The organism is Marinobacterium zhoushanense, assembly GCF_014641945.1.
Classification (GTDB): Bacteria; Pseudomonadota; Gammaproteobacteria; order Pseudomonadales; family Balneatricaceae; genus Marinobacterium_D; species Marinobacterium_D zhoushanense.
Genome location: NZ_BMIJ01000002.1, coordinates 577,909 through 598,264 on the forward strand (window position 1 = coordinate 577,909; position 20,356 = coordinate 598,264).

At 59.6% G+C, this 20,356-nt stretch carries 17 protein-coding genes; 9 read left to right on the forward strand and 8 right to left on the reverse strand.

The features are described from left to right. Window positions 1–4 precede the first annotated feature (4 nt). From pdhA to IEX40_RS06935, 9 genes are all read left to right on the forward strand, one after another. On the forward strand, window positions 5–1,084 hold the full coding sequence (gene pdhA, locus IEX40_RS06895) for a pyruvate dehydrogenase (acetyl-transferring) E1 component subunit alpha (protein ID WP_188746585.1): 1,080 nt from the start codon (window positions 5–7) through the stop codon (window positions 1,082–1,084). Next, window positions 1,081–2,097 carry an alpha-ketoacid dehydrogenase subunit beta gene (locus tag IEX40_RS06900; RefSeq protein WP_188746587.1) on the forward strand — a complete coding sequence of 339 codons (1,017 nt, stop codon included), beginning with the start codon at window positions 1,081–1,083 and terminating at the stop codon, window positions 2,095–2,097. The genes pdhA and IEX40_RS06900 overlap by 4 nt, the downstream gene beginning before the upstream one ends. Then, complete coding sequence (locus IEX40_RS06905) at window positions 2,066–3,199, forward strand: dihydrolipoamide acetyltransferase family protein (RefSeq protein ID WP_188746589.1); 1,134 nt, start codon at window positions 2,066–2,068, stop codon at window positions 3,197–3,199. Before IEX40_RS06900 ends, IEX40_RS06905 begins: the two co-directional genes overlap by 32 nt. 157 nt (window positions 3,200–3,356) lie before the next feature. Beyond that, on the forward strand, window positions 3,357–5,279 hold the full coding sequence (locus IEX40_RS06910) for a PrkA family serine protein kinase (protein ID WP_188746591.1): 1,923 nt from the start codon (window positions 3,357–3,359) through the stop codon (window positions 5,277–5,279). A gap of 66 nt (window positions 5,280–5,345) precedes the next feature. Beyond that, window positions 5,346–6,632 (forward strand): YeaH/YhbH family protein, encoded by a 1,287-nt coding sequence (locus tag IEX40_RS06915; protein WP_188746592.1) that lies wholly within the window; start codon window positions 5,346–5,348, stop codon window positions 6,630–6,632. After that, a complete protein-coding gene (locus IEX40_RS06920; protein WP_188746594.1) occupies window positions 6,629–8,155 on the forward strand; it encodes a SpoVR family protein in 1,527 nt (508 codons plus the stop codon). Before IEX40_RS06915 ends, IEX40_RS06920 begins: the two co-directional genes overlap by 4 nt. 60 nt (window positions 8,156–8,215) lie before the next feature. After that, the gene (locus IEX40_RS06925; RefSeq protein ID WP_188746595.1) at window positions 8,216–8,581 is read left to right on the forward strand and encodes a histidine triad nucleotide-binding protein; all 366 of its coding nucleotides are present in this window, start codon (window positions 8,216–8,218) and stop codon (window positions 8,579–8,581) included. Between the two features lie 123 nt (window positions 8,582–8,704). After that, on the forward strand, window positions 8,705–9,652 hold the full coding sequence (locus IEX40_RS06930; RefSeq protein WP_188746597.1) for a bifunctional enoyl-CoA hydratase/phosphate acetyltransferase: 948 nt from the start codon (window positions 8,705–8,707) through the stop codon (window positions 9,650–9,652). 4 nt (window positions 9,653–9,656) lie between these two features. Next, window positions 9,657–10,841, forward strand: coding sequence for an acetate/propionate family kinase (locus tag IEX40_RS06935; RefSeq protein WP_188746599.1), 1,185 nt, complete (start codon window positions 9,657–9,659; stop codon window positions 10,839–10,841). Here the strand turns inward: IEX40_RS06935 and IEX40_RS06940 are convergent. From IEX40_RS06940 to cysM, 8 genes are all read right to left on the reverse strand, one after another. Then, window positions 10,838–11,056 carry a hypothetical protein gene (locus tag IEX40_RS06940; protein WP_188746601.1) on the reverse strand — a complete coding sequence of 73 codons (219 nt, stop codon included), beginning with the start codon at window positions 11,054–11,056 and terminating at the stop codon, window positions 10,838–10,840. The two genes, IEX40_RS06935 and IEX40_RS06940, sit on opposite strands and share 4 nt — an antisense overlap. A gap of 30 nt (window positions 11,057–11,086) precedes the next feature. Next, window positions 11,087–11,839, reverse strand: a complete 753-nt coding sequence (rlmB, locus tag IEX40_RS06945) for a 23S rRNA (guanosine(2251)-2'-O)-methyltransferase RlmB (protein WP_188746603.1) — start codon at window positions 11,837–11,839, stop codon at window positions 11,087–11,089. A gap of 202 nt (window positions 11,840–12,041) precedes the next feature. Further along, window positions 12,042–12,695: an adenylate kinase gene (gene adk, locus IEX40_RS06950; protein ID WP_188746605.1), complete on the reverse strand. Its 654-nt coding sequence runs from the start codon at window positions 12,693–12,695 to the stop codon at window positions 12,042–12,044. Window positions 12,696–12,965: 270 nt separating this feature from the next. Next, window positions 12,966–15,575, reverse strand: a complete 2,610-nt coding sequence (gene ppc / locus IEX40_RS06955; protein WP_188746607.1) for a phosphoenolpyruvate carboxylase — start codon at window positions 15,573–15,575, stop codon at window positions 12,966–12,968. A gap of 77 nt (window positions 15,576–15,652) precedes the next feature. Continuing rightward, the gene (locus tag IEX40_RS06960) at window positions 15,653–16,036 is read right to left on the reverse strand and encodes a hypothetical protein (protein WP_188746609.1); all 384 of its coding nucleotides are present in this window, start codon (window positions 16,034–16,036) and stop codon (window positions 15,653–15,655) included. Between the two features lie 8 nt (window positions 16,037–16,044). After that, window positions 16,045–16,851: a nucleoside triphosphate pyrophosphohydrolase gene (gene mazG / locus IEX40_RS06965; RefSeq protein WP_268235768.1), complete on the reverse strand. Its 807-nt coding sequence runs from the start codon at window positions 16,849–16,851 to the stop codon at window positions 16,045–16,047. Next, entirely contained in the window at window positions 16,848–19,115 is a 2,268-nt protein-coding gene (relA, locus tag IEX40_RS06970) for a GTP diphosphokinase (RefSeq protein ID WP_188746611.1), read from the reverse strand. Before relA ends, mazG begins: the two co-directional genes overlap by 4 nt. A 235-nt stretch (window positions 19,116–19,350) precedes the next feature. Further along, window positions 19,351–20,247 (reverse strand): cysteine synthase CysM, encoded by an 897-nt coding sequence (gene cysM / locus IEX40_RS06975; protein WP_188746613.1) that lies wholly within the window; start codon window positions 20,245–20,247, stop codon window positions 19,351–19,353. Window positions 20,248–20,356: the final 109 nt, after the last annotated feature.

Genomic DNA, 20,356 nt, shown 5'->3' on the forward strand with positions numbered 1-20,356 from the left:
CACCATGCGTGAAGCCGTGTTCAAAACCGAGATCAGTCTGACCCGTTATCTACGCGCGGACGGCAAGCCGCTGGACGAGCTGCCAGGCTGGAGCCATGAACCGGAGCCGCTTACCAGCTACTACCGCTGGATGGTGCTGGCGCGTCAATTTGACCAGAAAGCGGTTGCGCTGCAGCGTACCGGTCAGCTTGGCACCTACCCCTCGTCGCTGGGCGCGGAGGCGATCGATGTCGTCACTGGGCACCTGATGAGCCATGAGGATATCCTGGTACCCTATTACCGTGACCATGTCCTGCAGATGATCCGCGGTACGCCGATGCGCGACGTGCTGCTCTACTGGGGTGGCGACGAACGCGGCAACGCCGGCGTTGGCATGGCGCGAGACCTGCCCAATGCGGTACCGATCGCGACCCAGACGTTGCATGCTGCCGGTGTCGCCGCATCGCTGAAATACCGCCACCAGCCCCATGCCGTGGTCTGCCTGTGCGGCGATGGTGCCACCTCCAAAGGCGACTTTGCCGAAGCATTGAACCTGGCCGGGGTCTGGCATCTGCCGCTGGTGATGATCGTCAACAACAACCAATGGGCGATCTCGGTACCGCGCCATATGCAGTGCGCGGCCCCCACTCTGGCGCAGAAGGCGCTGGCCGCCGGTATCCCAGCCGAGCAGGTCGACGGCAATGACCCGATCGCGCTGCATGAGGTGATCGGCCATGCCCTGCAGCGCGCACGCGCCGGCAAGGGGCCCTGCCTGATCGAGGCGCTCAGCTATCGCCTCAGCGATCACACCACCGCGGATGATGCCAGCCGCTACCGGGCCCCTGATCAGCTCAAGGAGGCCTGGCAGAACGATCCGCTACGGCGGTTGCGCCAGTATCTGGTCGATCTGGGTTATTGGGATGAGTCGCGCGAGCGCCAGTGCCTGGACGAAGCCCAACAACAGATACAGCAGGCAGTCGAGGACTACCTCGCAACACCACCGGAACCGGTAGAGAGCATGTTCGAGTACCTCTATGCCGAACTGCCTGAACAACTGCGCACTCAGATCGAAATGGCCCGCGTACGCGGGGGAGGTGACCTATGAACGAGCCGATCTGCCTGCTGGAAGCGGTGAATCTGGCACTGGCACGTGCGCTGGACGATGATCCGGAGGTGATCCTGTTCGGCGAGGATATAGGTCACAACGGCGGTGTATTTCGCGCCACCGACGGGCTGGCGAAACGTTTCGGCGCGCACCGCGTCGTCGATACCCCGCTGGCTGAAAACATGATCGCCGGTACTGCGGTCGGCATGGCCTCCCAGGGCATCCGCGCGGTAGTTGAGATCCAGTTCATGGGCTTCATCTTTCCGGCCCTTGAGCAACTGATCGCCCACGCTGCGCGCCTGCGTCACCGTACCCGTGGCCGGCTCAGCTGCCCCATGGTGCTGCGCGCGCCCTATGGTGGTGGCATCCATGCCCCGGAGCACCACTCGGAAAGTACCGAGGCGCTACTCGCCCACATCCCGGGTCTGCGCGTGGTGATCCCCTCCTCACCGGCACGGGCGTACGGGCTGCTGCTGGGCGCAATCCGTTGCGATGATCCGGTGATCTTTCTGGAGCCCAAGCGCATCTATCGCGCCAGCCGCACCCTGGTCGAAGACAGCGGCGCGGCGTTGCCGATCGATCGCTGCTTCACGTTACGTGAAGGGGCGGACCTGTCGCTGATCAGCTATGGCGCGATGATTCCAGAGTGCCTGGCGGCGGCAGACAACCTGGCCGAGCGTGGCATCGATAGCGAAGTGATCGATGTCGCCAGCCTCAACCCCATCGATTATGACACCCTGCTGGCCTCGGTAAGCAAAACCGGTCGTGCCGTCATCGTGCACGAAGCTCCGGGCAAGGGCGGCGTCGGCGCCGACATCTCGGCGGTGCTGAACGAACAGCTCTGGGGCCAGATGCGTGCCCCGGTCATGCGGGTCACCGGACTGGATACCGTGATGCCCTACTATCGCAATGAGCAGCACTACCTGCCGGGCGTCAGCGACATATTGGATGCCGTGGATAAATCACTGGAGGCTGGCCGCAATGAGATACTTCAAGCTACCGGATCTGGGTGAGGGTCTGCCCGAAGCGGAGATCCTCGAATGGCACGTCAATGAGGGTGATCAGGTCAAGGTTGATCAGATACTGCTGTCGGTAGAAACCGCAAAAGCGATCATCGAAGTCCCTTCGCCCCAAGACGGTACAATTGAGCACCTTTTCGGTGCACCCGGAGATACGATTCATACCGGTGAACCGCTGCTCGAATTCGCCGGCGAAAAGGAGCTGGACAGTGGTACCGTCGTTGGCGAGTTGAAACAGCAGACCACGGCGGTCAGTGCGGCCGGAGAGCAGTTTTTCATCGGCGCCTCACCCAGTAGCCGCCAATATCGGGACCGCCATATCAGCCCTGCAGCGAGGGCGTTGGCGCAACGTTTGGACATCGACGTCAACACGGTGCCGCACCGAGACGGTCGCGTCACGGCACAGGAGGTGGAAGCCGCCGCAGACAGGGTGCAACGCCTCGGACCGTTCGAGCCATTGCGTGGTGTGCGCAAACAGATGGCACGCACCCTGGCCAGCGCCTGGGAGCAGGTGGTTGCGGTCACCATTCACGACGATGCCGATATCGAGCACTGGCCTGCTGGTACCGATATCACGCTTAAACTGATCGATGCGCTGGCCTATGCCTGTCAGCACGAACCCTCACTGAACGCCTGGTTCGACGGCGAGCGCCTGGCGATTCGCCAGCATCCACAGTTGGATCTGGGCGTGGCGGTGGACACAGAGCAGGGCCTGTTCGTACCGGTGCTGCGTAATGTCAGTGGCCGCAGCTCAGAAGATCTACGTGCCGGACTTAACCGGCTGCGCGAGGATGTGCGCCGGCGTTCCATCCCGCCGTCAGAGATGCTTGGTGCAACCCTGACACTGAGTAATTTCGGCATGTTTGGTGGCCGCTACGCGACCCCCACCGTGGTTCCGCCCCAGGTCGCCATTCTTGGTGCCGGCAAGATCGTCACTGAAGCCGTTGTTTCTGAAGGTGTAATCGAACCACGGCGCCGACTGCCCCTGTCCCTGACTTTCGACCATCGTGCGGCAACCGGTGCGGAAGCGGCACATTTCATGCAGCTTGTCGTAACAAGGTTGCAAGATTCGTCCGTTTCAAGCCCGGCAACCTAAGCAGAAGGAGATTGTCAAAGAAGTTGTAAAACGGCCATTCCCAGGCACGAGCTTTGGACTACACTGAAACAGGAAGGCGGCGTAGTACGCAGCGACAACAACTTTTAAATCAGGTTGTTAAGCGAACATCCAGCGTCCGAGTACAGGAAGGTGAGCAATGAGTATCTTTGATCATTACAAAGCGCGTTATGAGTCGATCCAGCAGGAGGAGATGAGCCTGCAGGAGTTCCTTAGCCTGTGCAAGGAGGATCCTATCGCGTACGCCAACTCAGCCGAGCGCATGCTCAAGGCGATTGGCGAGCCGGAACTGGTCGATACCTCAATGGAACCGCGACTGAGCCGTATCTTCTCCAACAAGGTGATCAAACGCTACCCGGCCTTCAGCGAGTTCTACGGTATGGAGGAGGCGATCGAAGCGATCGTGTCCTACTTCCGCCACGCAGCACAAGGCCTGGAAGAGAAGAAACAGATCCTCTATCTGCTTGGTCCGGTCGGCGGGGGTAAATCCTCCCTGGCGGAACGCCTGAAAGCACTGATGCAACATATCCCCTTCTACGCGATCAAGGGCTCGCCGGTATTCGAATCCCCGTTGGGATTGTTCAACCCGAAAGAGGATGCCGAGATCCTCGAGCAGGAGTACGGCATTCCCGCTCGTTACCTGCGCGGCATCATGTCACCCTGGGCGGTCAAGCGCTTGCATGAGTATGGCGGTGATATCTCCCAGTTCCGTGTGGTCAAGCTTCATCCGTCGATCCTGAATCAGATCGCCATCGCCAAAACCGAACCGGGTGACGAGAACAACCAGGATATCTCCAGCCTGGTGGGTAAAGTGGATATCCGGAAACTGGAAGAGTATCCGCAGCACGACCCGGATGCCTACAGCTTCTCCGGTGCCCTGTGTCGGGCCAACCAGGGCCTGATGGAGTTCGTCGAGATGTTCAAGGCACCGATCAAGGTGCTGCACCCGCTGCTGACCGCGACCCAGGAGGGCAACTACAACAGTACCGAAGGGATGGGCGCGATCCCGTACGACGGCATCATCCTGGCGCACTCCAACGAGTCCGAGTGGCAGACATTCAAGAACAACAAGACCAACGAAGCGTTCATCGACCGTGTCTACATCGTCAAGGTGCCCTACTGCACCCGGGTCACCGAAGAGATCCACATCTACGAGAAGCTGCTCGAGAACAGCTCACTGAAAGAGGCGCCCTGTGCACCGGACACTCTCAACATGCTGGCACAGTTCACTGTGCTGTCACGCCTGAAGGTGCCGGAAAACTCCAACGTCTACTCCAAGATGCGTGTCTATGACGGTGAAAACCTGAAGGATACCGATCCCAAGGCGAAGTCGATGCAGGAGTATAAGGATGCCGCTGGCGTCGACGAGGGGATGGAGGGTCTATCCACCCGCTTCGCGTTCAAGATCCTGTCCAAGGTGTTCAACTTCGACGCCGCCGAGGTCGCCGCCAACCCGGTGCACCTGCTCTATGTACTGGAGCGTGAGATCGGTCAGCAGCAGTTCCAGACGGAGATTCAGGACCGTTACCTGGGCTACCTGAAGGAGTACATCGCGCCGAAGTATATCGACTTCCTCGGCAAGGAGATCCAGACCGCTTACCTGGAATCCTACTCCGAGTATGGCCAGAACATCTTCGACCGCTATGTCACCTACGCCGACTTCTGGATTCAGGATCAAGAGTACCGTGACCCCGAAACCGGCGACATTCTCGACCGCCAGGCAATCAATGAAGAGCTGGAGAAGATCGAGAAACCAGCCGGAATCAGCAACCCGAAAGACTTCCGCCACGAGATCGTCAACTTCGTACTGCGTGCCCGCGCCAGCAACATGGGCAAGAATCCGAAGTGGAACAGCTATGAGAAGATGCGCACCGTGATCGAGAAGAAGATGTTCGCTAACACCGAAGATCTGCTGCCGGTAATCTCCTTCAATCCGAAGGCTTCCTCCGACGAGCAGAAGAAACATGGCGAGTTTGTAAAACGGATGATCCAGCGCGGCTACACCGAGAAGCAGGTTCGCCTGCTCTCTGAATGGTATATCCGCGTACGTAAGTCCCAGTAAGCAGCAACATCGGTGTAAGCCGGGCTCAGGGCCCGGCTGGGTCACCGACTTTGGGAGTCTTTCGGTATGAGCTATATCATCGATCGCCGCCTGAACGCCAAGAAGAAGAGCACGGTCAATCGACAGCGCTTTCTTCGCCGCTACAAACAGCACATCAAGCGTGCTGTGGAGGAGGCTATCCATGACCGCTCGATCTCCGATATCGAGCGCGGCGGCGAGGTTACCATCCCACGCCGCGACATCTCGGAGCCCACCTTCCACCACGGCAAGGGCGGACGGAATACCCGTATCTATCCCGGCAATAAGGAGTTCGTTACCGGCGATGAGTTCCAGCGCCCGGAAGGCGGTGGCGGCAGCGGCTCAGGCCAGGGCAAGGCCAGCAATCAGGGTGAGGGGGAAGATAACTTCACCTTCACTATCAGTCAGGATGAGTTTCTCGACTTCATGTTCGAGGACCTGGAGCTGCCCTATCTGGTGCGTAAGCAGCTGAAGGATGCCACCTCGTTCGAAACCCGTCGCGCCGGTTTCAGCACCAGCGGCTCTCCGGAAAAACTGCACATCGTGCGCTCACTGCGCGCCGCCCACGCGCGCCGCATCGCGCTCGGCGGGGAGGAGCGAAAAGAGATCCGCGAACTGCGCAAGCAGCTGTGGGCACTTGAGGCACTGCCGGCAGCAGAGACCTCCAAAGAGGAGATGCAGGCACTGCGGGAGAAGATTGCGGAGCTGGATAAAAAGGCACGCCGCCTGCCCTTCATCGATGATTTCGACCTGCGTTACAACAACCTGATCCGGGTGCCCGTACCCTCGAGCAAGGCGGTCATGTTCTGCGTCATGGACGTGTCCGGATCGATGACCCAGACCATCAAGGATATTGCCAAGCGCTTCTTCATCCTGCTGTATCTGTTCCTGGAACGGAACTACAAACAGATCGAGCTGGTGTTTGTGCGCCACCACACCCACGCCAAAGAGGTCGACGAACAGGAGTTCTTCTACTCCCGGGAAACCGGCGGCACCATCGTCTCCAGCGCCCTGCAGCTCACCGCCGACATCATCGACGCCCGCTACTCACCGGCGGACTGGAACATCTATGTCGCCCAGGCCTCCGATGGCGACAACTGGGATGGCGATTCCGCCACCTGCTCTGACCTGCTGATGAAACGCATATTGAAGAAGGTGCAGTATTTCGCATACGTGGAGATCACCACCGGGCCGCACCAGAATCTCTGGTACGAGTACGAGCAGGTACATCAAGCCTTCCCGGATGAGTTCGCCATGCAGCATATAGCCGATGCCGGCGAGATCTATCCTGTTTTCCGCAAGCTGTTCGAGAAGCGAACGGAGGGTGCCGCATGAGCGCGACCAAGAAACGCAGTCCGATCTCCACAGGGTCCGAATGGACCTTCGATCTGATCGAAGAGTACGACCGCGAGATTGGTCGCGTCGCCAAAAACTTCGGCCTGGATACCTACCCCAACCAGATCGAGGTGATCACCTCTGAACAGATGATGGACGCCTACGCCTCCATCGGCATGCCGCTGAACTACAGCCACTGGTCGTTCGGCAAGCAGTTCGTCGAGACCGAGCAGAACTACAAGCGCGGCCGTATGGGACTGGCCTACGAGATCGTCATCAACTCCAACCCCTGCATCGCTTACTTGATGGAGGAGAACACCATCACCATGCAGGCGCTGGTGATTGCACACGCCTGTTACGGACACAACTCCTTCTTCAAGGGCAACTATCTGTTTCAGACCTGGACCGATGCCTCGGCGATCATCGATTACCTGCTGTTCGCGAAGAACTACATCAGCCAGTGCGAAGAGCGTTATGGTGTCGACGAGGTCGAGTCTCTGCTCGACTCCTGCCATGCATTGATGAACTACGGCGTCAACCGCTACAAACGCCCTCGGCCGTTAACCGCATCCGAAGAGCGCGAGCGGCAGATGGCCCGGGAGGAGTACATTCAGCGCCATCTGAACGACCTCTGGAACACCATTCCGCGCAAGGAGATTTCGCCGGAGGAGAAGGTGATTCACTATCCGAAAGAACCGGAAGAGAACCTGCTCTACTTCATCGAAAAGAATGCGCCTCTGCTCGAACCCTGGCAGCGCGAAATCATCCGCATCGTGCGCAAGATCGCCCAGTATTTTTATCCACAGAAGCAGACCCAGGTGATGAACGAGGGGTGGGCGACCTTCTGGCACTATACGCTGCTGCACCAGTTATACGATGAGGGCCTGGTTACCGACGGCTTCATGATGGAGTTTCTGCACTCCCACTCCAGCGTCATCTACCAGCCACCGTTCGACAGCCCCTACTTCAGCGGTATCAACCCCTATACCCTGGGCTTCCACATGATGAGCGATATCCGTCGTATCTGCGAAAAGCCGACGGCTGAAGACCGCGAGTGGTTCCCCGACATCGCTGGCAGCAACTGGATCGAGACCCTCGACACCGCGATGCGCAACTACAAGGATGAAAGCTTTATCATGCAGTACCTGTCGCCACGCCTTATGCGCGAGCTGCGCCTGTTCGCCATCCTCGATGATGCCGAGCGCCCCACCCTTCGCGTCGATGCCATCCACGACGAGATGGGTTACCGCGCGCTGCGCGAGCAACTCTCGGCACAGTACAACCTGGGTAACCGTGAACCCAACATCCAGGTATACAACGTCAATGTCCGCGGTGACCGCAGTCTGACGCTGCGCCACTACATGCACAACCACCAACCGCTGGGCGAATCCACCGAAGAGGTGCTGAAGCATGTACATCGTCTCTGGGGCTTCGACGTGCTGCTGGAGTCGGTGACGCCGGATAACAAGGTGAGTCAGGCCTATCACTGCCCGCCCAAGGAGATCTCGATCGAGCTTGCTTGAGCTGGCGCAACGGCGCTGGCTATACTGGACCCTTTCAAATCAGCAACCCGAGAGATAACGATGGACTGCTTGTTCTGCAAAATCGTCGATGGAGAGATCCCGGCCGAGATCCTGTATCAGGATGACCAGGTAATCGCCTTCCGGGACATCAACCCTCAGGCCCCCTTCCACGCCTTGGTCATACCGCGTAAACATATTGCCACGGTCAACGACATTGCCGACAACGACCGCGAGCTGGTCGGCCACCTGGTGCAGGCGGCGGGCAAGATCGCCCAGCAAGAGGGTTTTTCTGAGGATGGATTCCGTACCGTACTGAACTGCAACAGCCATGGCGGACAAACCGTCTTCCATCTGCACCTTCATCTTCTGGGTGGCAAACCGATGGGCTGGCCGCCCTATCAGGAGACGCTCAAGACTCCGGTTTGACCCTCCTACCCTGACCCGGGGATCTCACACCCGGGTTCCGTCTGCCCTTTGCTGCATCGCACTATAATTCAGTAATATCGTACGACTACACTAGCGCTCAGCACTGATCAGGGAGAGCACCGCATGGCGACCATCACCACCGGCCAACCACCGGCACATGACCAGCTGGAGTTTTACATCGAGCAGGCCCGGCGCGCCCGTCCGATCCGTACCGCCGTGGTGCATCCGGTCGATCACAACAGCCTGCGTGGCGCCATTGAAGCGGCCGAGCAGGGTCTGATCGAGCCGCTATTGGTGGGTCCCGCACACAAGATACAAGCCGCCGCCGACGCCGAAGGGATTGACCTTTCACCGTACCGGATCATTGCCACCGAACACAGCCATATGGCGGCCGAACGCGCCTGCGAGCTGGTACGCATGGGCGAAGCCGAAGCGCTGATGAAGGGCAGCCTGGGTACGTCGGAGCTACTCGGCGCGGTGGTACACAAGACCCGGGGCATACGCACGGAACGCCGCTTGAGCCATGTATTCGTGTTCGATGTACCCAACTATCACAAACCACTGGTCATTACCGACGCCGCGATTAATGTGGAGCCGGACCTGATAACCAAGCGTGATATCGTGCAGAACGCGATAGAGTTTTGCCGCTCGCTTGGCAATACCGAGCCGAAAGTCGCGGTACTCGCTGCGGTGGAAAAGGTGAAACCCAACATGCCCAGCACCATCGATGCCGCCGCCCTGTGCAAAATGGCCGATCGCGGCCAGATCACCGGCGGTATCATCGATGGCCCGCTGGCCTTTGATAACGCTATCTCCCGCCAGGCAGCCCTCGACAAGCATATTAACTCCCCGGTCTCCGGCGAGGCCGATATCCTGCTGGCCCCCGACCTGGAATCGGCCAACATGATCGCCAAACAGCTGATCTACCTGGCCAATGCCAAGTCAGCCGGTATCGCCGTGGGAGCGCGGGTCCCGATCATCCTGACCAGCCGTGCAGAGGGAACCCTGGGGCGCTTGGCATCCTGCGCACTGGCGTCCCATATGGTACTGCACTTAGAGCGGGAGGTCTGAACCGATGGATACCATCCTGACCGTGAACGGGGGCTCCTCGAGTCTTAAGTGTGGCCTTTACACCCTCAAGCACGATGGCCTGCACTGCCTCTACCATCTGAAGCTGGGTAACCTGCTCGGCGACGCGGCGCGTTTCGACATCATGGACGAGGTCGATGCACCACTGGAGCATCAGGATCTGGACTTCAGCACCATCGATCTGGAACAGCGCCACCAGGCGGCACTCAAGCATGTATTGAACTGGCTCGATCAGCACTTGAGCGAAGTGCGCCTGATCGCCACCGGCCACCGCATCGTGCATGGCGGCGACCAGTACAGCGCGCCGATCGAGATCGGCGACGCCGAGCTGGAACAGCTGCGCCGCTATATTCCGTTGGCCCCGTTGCACCAACCCTATAATCTGCGACTGCTGGAGGCCTGTGGTTCACTGGCACCGGATATACCGCGGATCGGCTGTTTCGACACCATGTTCCACAGCCGGCAGCCCCGGCTCGAGCGCCTTTATGCCATCCCGCGTGAGTTGAGCGACGCCGGTGTGCACAAGTATGGCTTCCACGGCCTCTCCTACGACTACATCCAGCATCAGTTGCAGACTCGCGGCTGCGGCCAACTGAACACCGTGGTCTGCCATCTCGGTGCCGGCGCCAGCATGTGCGCGATCAAGGAGGGGCGCTCCATTGCCAGCTCCATGGGTTTCACCGCCGTGGACGGACTGCCGATGGGCAGTCGCTGCGGCAATCTGGATCCCGGTGTGCTGCTCTACCTGATGCGCGAGCAGCAGATGGATCTGGACCAGATCGAAACCCTGATCTACAAGCAGAGCGGCTGGCTCGGTGTGTCTGGAATCAGCTCCGACATGATCGCTCTGCATCAGTCCGACTCACCGGCCGCAGAGGAGGCGATCGACCTGTTCTGCTACCGTGCCGCACTGGAAATCGGCCGGTTGAGTGCGGCGCTGGAGGGGCTGGAACAACTCGTTTTCACCGGCGGTGTCGGCGAAAACGATGCCGATGTCCGCGCGCGTATTCTTGCTCGCTGCAGCTGGCTAGGTGTGGCTATAGACTCCGCAGCCAATGCGGCCCACGCCGAGCGTATTGACGCGAGGGGATCACAGGTACAGGTAAGGGTGATACCCACCAATGAGGAGGCGATGATCGCCCAGCGTGTCGCCGAACTGCTGAACAGCTAATCCATCGAACCGGGCGGCACGGCCTGACCATGAACATTGAGGCTCCAGCCGGAACGGCTGTCAGCGGGCGCGGTAGCAAATGCACCGCAGTGGCGACAGCGATAGAGCCAGCCCCCCTCCAACTCAAGCATCGGTCGCAGACCGCTGTGCGCAGGCAGCGGCTGCGCCCTTGCACTCAAGCTGCGGCACTGGTCACAGAGAAATCGGCTGGGCATATCTGACATCCTGTCGATTGATAAGGCATCCTAGAGTGACGTTCGCCTTCTGCGAACAATCTCGAATAAGCACACGCCGGTCGCAACGGAAACGTTCAGGCTACTGACATCGCCCGCCATCGGTATGCGGATCAGCTGGTCGCAGTGCTCTCGAGTCAGCCGGCGCATCCCCTTGCCCTCCGCGCCCATCACCAGCGCCAGCGGTCCGGTCAGATCCGCTTCATACAAGTCTGCATCGGCCTCGCCCGCAGTACCGGTTATCCAGACACCGTATTGCTGCAGCAGCTGCAGGGTACGGGCCAGATTGGTCACCTGGATATAGGGCACCGATTCCGCTGCCCCGCAGGCCACCTTGATCGCGGTGGCGTTGAGTGGTGCCGACTTGTCGCGCGGTGCGATTACCGCCTGCACACCGGCAGCATCGGCGGTACGCAGGCAGGCGCCCAGGTTATGCGGGTCCGTAACTCCATCCAGCACCAATAGCAGAACCGGTTTGCCCAACCCTTCCAGCCCGTCGAGCAGCCGCTCCAGATCCTGCTCATTGCCGGCCTGCAGCGCAGAGGTTTCCGCGACCACCCCCTGATGCACACCCTGGGCAAGTTCGTCGAGCTTGGCGCGAGGAACCTGCTTAATCGGGATTCCCGCCTGCTCCGCATCGCTCACCAACGATTGCAGTCGCTTATCGAGCCGGCCCTGCACCAGCAATAAGCGACGCACCCGTCCTGGATCCTGTTTGAGCAGTGCGCTGACGGCGTGGATGCCGAAGGTGATATCCGCTTTCATGACAACCCCGTGACGGTCGGTGAGCCCAAAATAAAGGCGCACATTATCACTAAAATGACATCGAAATCCCAGCGCCCTATCTACCTGTCGGTAGCCGACAGGCTTAGGCGCGGTTTGTCACACCAGAGGCTGAAATAGCCCGAAACGAAAACAGGCCGTCGTTGCGGCCTGTTTAACTGAGAAAGGTTTAAACGACTGAGCGTTAAGCCAGACCGTCAAATACCTTGTCGCGGATATCGTCAACACTACCGACACCCGGCACATAGATATACTTGGGTGCGCTGGCCGGATCCTCTTCGGTCCAACCACGGTAGTAGCTGATCAGCGGCTCGGTCTGGTCATGGTAGACCTTCAGACGCGCGCGTACAGTATCTTCCTGATCGTCATCACGCTGTACCAGATCATCGCCGGTGACATCATCCTTGCCTTCCACCTTGGGCGGATTGTAGATGACGTGATAGGTACGTCCGGAACCGGGGTGAACACGACGGCCGCTCATGCGCTTGATGATCTCTTCATCAGCAACATCGATCTCGACCACGGCGTCGATGATCACGCCGGCGTCCTTCAGCGCATCTGCCTGAGGGATGGTGCGCGGGAAGCCGTCGAACAGAAAGCCCTTGGCGCAATCCGCTTGCGCAATCCGCTCCTTCACCAATCCGATGATGATGTCGTCGGAGACCAACCCACCCTCATCCATCACCTTTTTAGCCTGCAGACCCAGAGGGGTGCCCGCCTTGACGGCAGCGCGCAGCATGTCACCGGTAGAGATCTGTGGAATGCCGAACTTTTCGGTGATGTACTGAGCCTGAGTCCCCTTACCGGCACCTGGAGCGCCAAGAAGAATAATACGCATGAGAGGGTTTTCTCCTGATAATTGCTGTAAGCCTGTGAAACTGAATTCGTGAACCTGACTGTGTTGCCCAGAGCCGCCCGTCGCCCGGCCACAGATGCGGTTGCTATATTGTTATTGTCTCAGTCTTTCTTTTAGATAGAGACCTTAGCCCGACCCTAAGCCTGCCACAATTCGACATTAGCACTAACAATCCGGCTGCGTTGGTCAGGCCGAAACGACCAGAGTACGCCATCAAGCACTAGCAGTTCAACTTATCCTGTCCGCCCGCCTCTATCCGGTGTTTCGCATGCCGGCGGAAATCCCCGCCATCGTCACCATCAGCGCCTGTTCCAACCGCTGATCCGGCTGATTACGGTCACGGTACAGAAGCTCAGCCTGCAGGAAGTGCAGCGGATCGATATAGGGGTTACGTACATCAATCGACTGACGAATAACCGGGTTTTGATCGAGCAGCTGCTTGACACTCTTGACCTGCTTAACCTGCTCTACCGCGTTAAGCAGGCGCGACCTCAGGTTTGACCCCAACGTGGCCAGTTCAGGGGAAACCAGGCGATGTTCATAGTATGCCGAGATGCTGATATCGCTTTTCGCCAACACCATTTCCAGCATATCGATATAGGTGCGGAAAAAGGGCCAGTTGCGATACATATTCTGCAAGCGGGGCAGCTCCCCCTTGTCGATAGCCGCGCCCAGGGCGCTATCCGATCCTAACCAAGCCGGCAACATCAGCCGAATCTGGGTCCAGGCGAAGATCCAGGGTATCGCACGCAGCGACTCGACTCCGCCATCGGCCCGTCGCTTGGCCGGACGGGAACCCAGCGGCAGCTTGGCCAGCTCCTGCTCCGGGGTCGCACTGCGGAAGTAGGGAACAAATTGGGGATCCTCCCTGACCACGGCACGATAGGAGGTCAGTCCTGCGGCGGCCAGACTGTCCATCTCCTCCCGCCACTCGCCATCCGGCGCGGGATCGGGCGCCAGCGTTGCCTGCAGCACAGCGCCGGTGTACAGCTCCAAGTTGCGAATCGCCAACTCCGGTACGCCAAACTTGAACCTTATCATCTCGCCCTGCTCGGTCACGCGCAGGCTGCCGGCAACCGAACCCGGCGGCTGCGCCAGGATTGCGGTATGGCTGGGACCGCCGCCACGCCCCACCGTACCGCCGCGACCGTGGAACAGGGTTAGCTTTACCTGGTATTTGGCACAGACAGCGGTCAACGCTTCCTGCGCACGGAACTGCCCCCAGGCTGCTGCCAACTGGCCGGCATCCTTGGACGAGTCGGAGTAGCCGATCATCACCTCCTGCTCGCCATTGGCATAGCTGCGGTACCAATCGATTTCAAACAGCGCTTCCATGCAGGTGCTGGCGTTGTCCAGGTCATCCAACGTTTCGAACAGCGGCACCACCTTTAGATTATGGTCTATACCCTGCTCTCTAAGCAGTAGTATCACCGACAGTACATCCGATGGCTGACTGGCCATGGAGATGACGTATGAACCCAACGCCAACGGATCGGTGTCAGCGACGACACGGCAGGTGTCCAACACCTCCTGTACCTCCGCGCTGGGGTCCCACTGCCTCGGCAGCAACGGCCGTCGGGAGTTCAGCTCACGCAGCAGGAACGCCTGCTTGTCGGCTTCACTCCATTGGGTATATCGGCCCAGGCCGTAAAATCCGGTGAGTTCATCCATCACCGCCGCATGGCGCTCGGCGTTCTGGCGGATGTCCAGACGCACCATGGTCAATCCGAAGCAGGCTACCCGGCGGATCAGGTCTTCCAGTTTACCGGCGGCGATGCTGGCCATGCCGCACTCGATCAAGGAGCGGTGGCACAGCTGGAGAGGCGCCAACAGTTGCTCCCGCCGCATGATTGGCAGAGGCGACTCAGGGACATAACCGTCCAGTTGCGACTCCATCCCCTCCCGGGTGATCAGCAGATCATGCTTGAGAGAGCCAAGCAGTGTGCGGTAGGGCTCATCCACCTCGCCGACCACCGCCTTCATCTCGGCACTGGCCCTGAACATCGACAGCTCGCTGCGCAGTTCGTCGACGGAGCGGATATACAGATCAAGCGCCTCCCAGCGCGCCAGCAACAGCACTTCCCGGGTCACCTCGGCGGTGACATTAGGATTGCCGTCACGATCGCCGCCCATCCAGGAGGAGAAACGCACCGGGCAGCAGTCCAGCGGCAGCCCCCGGCCAAGGGAGGCACGAAGCTCGGTATCCAAGCGTCTGAGGAAACGGGGAACCGCCGACCAGAGCGAGTTTTCGAGCACCGCGAAGCCCCACTTGGCCTCATCGACCGGCGTCGGCCGCTGTTTACGAATCTCGTCGGTATGCCAGATCTGGTTGATCAACTCATCGACACGGGTCTGACAGGGCGCGCCACGGTCAAGCTGCTTCAGGCACTCCGTAATGCCGTCATATTTCTGGATCAGGGTACGACGATTGACCTCGGTGGGGTGGGCGGTCAGGACCAGATCGATATTGAGCGCCTTCAGCGTCTCGATCAAATGATCGGCGCTATAACCCTGCTTTTGCAGACGGGTAAGGAGATCCTGCAACTCATCGGGAGTTTCCTGAATGGCGGCATTGTCCAGGCGACGGCGTACCCGGTGGTGCTCCTCGGCGATATTGGCCAGGTTCAGAAACTGAGTGAACGCACGCGCCACCGGCAGCACCTCATCCTCATGCAGCTCACCGAGCGCGTCGAGCAGTTGCTGGTGCTCAGGCCGCTCCTGATTACGACCAGCCTTGGCCAACTGGCGTATGTGCTCTACCTGTTCGAGAAATTTCGGCCCCAAGTCGCTGGAGATGGTTCGCCCCAGACTCTCACCGAGCATGCGTACGTCATCACGCAGGTCTTCGTGCAGATCACTCATGGATGGCTCCCTTCATCAAGAGGTTTCCTGCCATCCTACCCCAAAGAAGCGCGCTGCCAACCCCTGCTATAGTTCCGTCACGGGGCGTTCACAATGCGCTGCAACCTTTCCAGCGCCTGCCGCGCTTCCCACTCGGAGCCGAATTTTACCTGCCGCAGGCGGCTTTCGCGCAACATAAGCTCGATACGGAAGTTGTCCTCGGTCTCGCGATGGGCATCGAAACCGAGCTCGGTACTGTGGAGCTCACTGAAAGGGAACTCTTCGTATCCCCCGGGACCGACCAGTGCCAGTCGTCTGCCCTTGCCATCAATCAGCAACTGCGGACTGCCGCCCAGCCTCTCGGAGATATGGAAACCGTTTTGTTCCAGTTTCGCGGTCTGCTCACCGATACGCTGCCAACTCAGCGCTGCCAGTGCCAGAATCAGTGACAGCGCGACTGTGAAGATCAGCTTACGCGACACGGCAATCCTTAGAGTCCCCTCGCCTTAGCCTCGTCCCACCAGCTGTCTAGCTGCTCGAGACTGAAACCAGACCAGTCACCGCCGGCGTTGTTGACCTGCTGTTCGATGTAGCGAAAACGGCGTTCGAACTTGGCGTTGGTGGCACGGATCGCCTGTTCGGGATCCACATTAAGGTGGCGGGCCAGGTTGACCTGCACGAACAGCAGATCGCCCATCTCGGAGGCGATCTCCTGCTGTTTACCGGCCAGAATCGCCTCGCGCAGCTCGGCGATCTCCTCCTCGATCTTATCCAGTACCGGCAGCGCTTCACGCCAGTCAAAGCCGACCTTGGAGGCGCGCTTCTGTAGCTTGGCGGCACGGCTCAAGCCCGGCAGCCCCAGGGGGATCTCATCGAGCACACCCGGGCGAGCCTTGGCATCACGCTCCTGCTGCTTGATCGACTCCCAGCGCTCACCGATCTCCGCCGTGGCGATCTCCCCCTGTCGCCGCCCGCCACGCAACGTCCCATCCGGAAACACATGCGGGTGACGACGCAGGAGCTTGGCCACCAGCTGGTCGACGATGGCATGAAAATCGAAGCGCTGCTCCTCCTCGGCCAGGCGGGCGTAGAAGATCACCTGGAACAGCAGATCACCGAGTTCATCCTGCAGGTGGGGCCAGTCCTCGCGCTCGATGGTGTCGGCCACCTCGTACGCCTCTTCCAGTGTATGCGGCACGATCGACGCATAGCTCTGTTCGAGATCCCAGGGACAGCCCGACTGGGGATCACGCAGACGCTGCATCAGAAAGATCAGGTCGTCGAGGCTGTAACTCACGAGCGGCTACCCCGCCGCTCCCTATGTACATCCATCACGTTCTGGATCTGGTTGATCTTGTCCATCACCCGCCCGAGCAGATCGAGACGGGCGATCTCGATCGTCAACGACAGCCGGGCCACATTACTCTTGCGGTCGGTGGCAGTATTGGCCGCCAGCACGTTGATATGCTCATTGGCCAGCACCATCATCACGTCGCGCAGCAAACCGGAGCGATCGAACGCCTCAATCGAGATATCGACCGGGTATTTCGTACTCTCTTCATCGCCCCAGTCCACACCGATAACCCGGTCTGGCTCCTGGTCGCGCAGGGCCAGCAGATTGCTGCAATCCTCGCGATGGATCGACACGCCACGACCCTGGGTGATATAGCCCATGATCGGATCTCCCGGCACGGGTTTACAGCAGGACGCGACGGTGGTCAGCAGGTTGCCGACACCCTGTATCCGCACGCCGCTACCGCCCTTGCGCGGTTCATCCGAAACTCCGCTGGGCAGTGCCAGGTCCAGCTGTTCCTCGGGTTCATCGGCTTCCACCTGCCGCTGGGCTTCATTGACGATCTGCGATAGCCGCAGATCCCCCGCCCCGACAGCAGCGTACATATCCTCGCCCTGTTTGAAATGGAGGTTATGGGCAACCGTCTGCATGTCGACCTGGTGCGCATCGATCGCCAGTCGGCGAAACTCGCGCAGCACCATATCCCGCCCGGCATCGGCGTTCTGGTCCTTGGCCTGGAGCTTGAACCAGTGCGCCACCTTGGCACGAGCCCGTGAGGTGGTGACATAGCCCAGGTTGGAGTTGAGCCAGTCGCGCCGCGGCCGCTCTTCGCCGGTCAGGACCTCGACCTGATCACCGGTCTTCAACTGCCGGTTCAACGGCACTATACGCCCATTGATGCGGGCGCCACGGCAGCGATGGCCGATCTCGGTATGCACGCGATAGGCAAAGTCCACCGGAGTCGCGCCGTTGGGCAGGTCGACCACGTGGCCATCGGGAGTAAAGACGTAGACCCTATCCTGTACCGCATCGCCACGCAGCATCTCACCGAAGGTTTCGCTATCGCCCAGTTCGTCATGCCACTCCAGTACCTGACGCAACCAGGAGATCTTCTCCTCATAGCCGTCCCGGCGCGAGCGGGTGTCGGTGCCCTTGTAGAGGTGATGGGCACACACGCCCAGCTCGGCCTCTTCATGCATGGTGAAGGTGCGGATCTGTACCTCAAGCACCTTGCCCTCGGGTCCGAATACGGCGGTGTGCAGGGAACGGTAGCCGTTGGGTTTGGGCGAGGCGATATAGTCGTCAAATTCGTGCGCAATGTTGCGCCACAAGCCGTGCACGATACCCAGCACGGTGTAACAGTCGCGAATCTCGGGCACCAGGATGCGCACCGCGCGCACGTCGTAGACCTGGCTGAACTCGATGTTCTTGCGCTGCATTTTGCGCCAGATACTGTAGATGTGTTTGGCCCGCCCCATGACCTGGCCGTCGATACTGGCGTCCTTGAGACGCGAGCGCAGCAGTTCTACCGCCTCATTGATATACAACTGGCGATCGAGCCGACGCTCATCGAGCAGGCGCGCTATATGCTTGTAGTCGTTCGGCTTGAGGTAGCGGAAGGAGAGATCTTCAAGCTCCCATTTGATGTGACCGATGCCAAGCCGGTGCGCCAGTGGCGCGTAGATATCGAACACCTCCCGCGCGACCAGGTAGCGTTTCTTGCGCGAGCCATCCTTGACGCCACGGATGGCACAGGTGCGTTCGGCGATCTTGATCAGCGCCACGCGCACATCGTCGATCATCGCCACCAGCATCTTGCGCAGGTTATCCACCTGCGTGGCACCGGTACCCAGGACATTCGCTTCGCTGCGGGGATTTTTCAGTGAACCGATAGCGGCCATCTGCAGCACACCGTCGATCAGTTGGGCGATGGTCGCACCGAACTCCTTGCGCACGCGCTCCAGCGCAAGTTTATGTTCACGCACGGCACGATAGAGAATCGCGGCAACCAGGGTTTCCTGATCCTGCTGCAGCTCAGCGAGGATCTGGGCCATCTCCAGACCGGTCAGGAAACTGCCCAGCGTATTAGAACCCCAGGAGTCCTCCTCGGGGGGCACATCGGCTTGCGCCTGACGCGCTACTTCACAAGCTTTACACACCTGTGCGGGGTCGACCAGCTTAACCTGTTCCTGCAGACGTTCCAGCCAGAGATCCAGATCTACGCTACCATCTTCCCGAATCGGGTGGTCTTCTCGAACTTTTACCATGGAGTCATACCACTCCTGTCTCGCGCTTCTGCCGTCGCCATAACTACCACAACAGACCCATATTCAAACCGCGCTCGCGCACCGCCACAAAGCAGCAACCAGAGCGCCACGGGATCTGCCCGCCGTTCACCTCCCTGGCTGCCGGCGGCTTATTCTAATCTCTATGACTCTGCCAAGCGAGTAAGTTCACCTCTTTATCAGCTTAGAGCCTTTGCTCCACAGCTGCCACGGAGGGTCAAGCGTTGAAAACACCTGTCGACAGGTAACGATCTCCTCGGTCGCAAATAATGCATACGATGGTGGCCCCGCTCACCTCTTCGGCAAGACGCAAAGCGCCGGCCACGGCGCCACCGGAACTCACGCCACAGAAGATCCCTTCGCGCCGTGCCAGCTCACGCATGCAGTTTTCGGCATCCTGTTGGGTGATATCGATCACCCGGTCGACCCGCGCAGCGTCATATATGCTGGGTAGATAAGCCTCAGGCCAGCGCCGGATCCCCGGTATCTGGGAGCCCTCCTTCGGCTGCAGGCCGACAATCTCTATCTCCGGGTTCATCTCTTTCAGGTAACGGGAGGTGCCCATGATGGTCCCCGTGGTGCCCATGGAACTGACAAAATGGGTCAGCGTGCCCTGGGTCTGCTGCCAGATCTCCGGCCCTGTCGTACGGTAGTGCGCTTCCGGATTGTCGGGGTTGGAGAACTGGTCCAATACACGCCCCTCTCCTGCTGCCTGCATCTCCAGCGCAAGATCCCGCGCACGCTCCATCCCTTCGGCCTGGGTCACGGTGATCAACTCCGCCCCATAGGCCGTCATCGCAGCCTTGCGCTCCTCACTCATGTTATCGGGCATGATCAACTTCATGCGATAGCCCTTGATTGCAGCAGCCATCGCCAATGCGATACCGGTATTGCCCGAGGTCGCCTCGATCAAGGTGTCGCCCGGCTTGATCTCGCCGCGCTCCTCGGCCAGGGTAATCATGCTCAGCGCGGGCCGATCCTTGACCGAGCCTGCCGGGTTATTACCTTCCAACTTGCAGAGGACAATGTTGTCGTTCGCAGCTTGGATCCGCTGCAAACGAACCAGCGGCGTATGACCGACACAGTCGGCGATGGTCGGATAATGCACAGACATCGTTATGACTCATGAAGAGGTTTAAATAACAATATGGAATATAAAAAAGTGATTTTATACCCATATATGAGGATCACGATCATAGCAGTCAGCCTTAAACGCCACAACC

What these genes read in the sequence shown, in the direction of transcription:
- IEX40_RS06930 (WP_188746597.1), top strand. Translation starts at nt 8,705, where the DNA reads ATGGCGACCATCACCACCGGCCAACCACCGGCACATGACCAGCTGGAG.
- IEX40_RS06940 (WP_188746601.1), bottom strand. Translation starts at nt 11,056, where the DNA reads ATGCCCAGCCGATTTCTCTGTGACCAGTGCCGCAGCTTGAGTGCAAGG.
- IEX40_RS06905 (WP_188746589.1), top strand. Translation starts at nt 2,066, where the DNA reads ATGAGATACTTCAAGCTACCGGATCTGGGTGAGGGTCTGCCCGAAGCG.
- IEX40_RS06925 (WP_188746595.1), top strand. Translation starts at nt 8,216, where the DNA reads ATGGACTGCTTGTTCTGCAAAATCGTCGATGGAGAGATCCCGGCCGAG.
- cysM (WP_188746613.1), bottom strand. Translation starts at nt 20,247, where the DNA reads ATGTCTGTGCATTATCCGACCATCGCCGACTGTGTCGGTCATACGCCG.
- relA (WP_188746611.1), bottom strand. Translation starts at nt 19,115, where the DNA reads ATGGTAAAAGTTCGAGAAGACCACCCGATTCGGGAAGATGGTAGCGTA.
- ppc (WP_188746607.1), bottom strand. Translation starts at nt 15,575, where the DNA reads ATGAGTGATCTGCACGAAGACCTGCGTGATGACGTACGCATGCTCGGT.
- rlmB (WP_188746603.1), bottom strand. Translation starts at nt 11,839, where the DNA reads ATGAAAGCGGATATCACCTTCGGCATCCACGCCGTCAGCGCACTGCTC.
- IEX40_RS06915 (WP_188746592.1), top strand. Translation starts at nt 5,346, where the DNA reads ATGAGCTATATCATCGATCGCCGCCTGAACGCCAAGAAGAAGAGCACG.
- IEX40_RS06935 (WP_188746599.1), top strand. Translation starts at nt 9,657, where the DNA reads ATGGATACCATCCTGACCGTGAACGGGGGCTCCTCGAGTCTTAAGTGT.
- adk (WP_188746605.1), bottom strand. Translation starts at nt 12,695, where the DNA reads ATGCGTATTATTCTTCTTGGCGCTCCAGGTGCCGGTAAGGGGACTCAG.
- pdhA (WP_188746585.1), top strand. Translation starts at nt 5, where the DNA reads ATGCGTGAAGCCGTGTTCAAAACCGAGATCAGTCTGACCCGTTATCTA.
- IEX40_RS06900 (WP_188746587.1), top strand. Translation starts at nt 1,081, where the DNA reads ATGAACGAGCCGATCTGCCTGCTGGAAGCGGTGAATCTGGCACTGGCA.
- IEX40_RS06920 (WP_188746594.1), top strand. Translation starts at nt 6,629, where the DNA reads ATGAGCGCGACCAAGAAACGCAGTCCGATCTCCACAGGGTCCGAATGG.
- IEX40_RS06910 (WP_188746591.1), top strand. Translation starts at nt 3,357, where the DNA reads ATGAGTATCTTTGATCATTACAAAGCGCGTTATGAGTCGATCCAGCAG.